This window comes from Bartonella sp. AA89HNZF (genome assembly GCF_042196905.1).
Taxonomy (GTDB): Bacteria; Pseudomonadota; Alphaproteobacteria; order Rhizobiales; family Rhizobiaceae; genus Bartonella.
The window spans coordinates 372-731 of record NZ_JBHIRD010000108.1 but is presented as its reverse complement, the minus strand read 5'-3'; the positions used below and the strand labels follow the sequence as shown (position 1 = coordinate 731).

The 360-nt window shown below is 39.2% G+C and carries 1 protein-coding gene; it reads left to right on the top strand.

Going from position 1 to position 360, the window contains the following annotated elements; all coding sequences use genetic code 11:
- Positions 1-108 (top strand): DNA gyrase inhibitor YacG (yacG, locus tag ACFIN0_RS09970; RefSeq protein ID WP_375702479.1); only part of this gene is annotated, 108 nt, incomplete at its 5' end.
- Positions 109-360: the final 252 nt, after the last annotated feature.

Here is a 360-nt window from a genome sequence, read left to right as displayed (position 1 = left end):
TCTTATCCTTTTTGTTCCACACGGTGCCGAGCTATTGATCTTAATCGTTGGCTTTCAGGCTCTTATATTTTACCACCCCCACCACAAGTAAGTGATGAAGAAGAATAAAGAGTTCTCTTGAGAAAGAACGCTAAAGCGTTTTTTTGTGTGGAAACTGAAGGGGAGGCGCGCGGGATTATCGTAAATGTATTTAAGAGCTGGATTAACGGCTTGCTTATTATCGTCATTCGCAAAGACGCAGATTAAGTTCAATCAACGATGGAAGTTTTAATACATATCTAAGACTTATCTCCAGAGGTTTTGTTTACCATGGATAATTATAAATTGCTTTGTTGCATGAAGGTCGATGGAGCTTTGTTG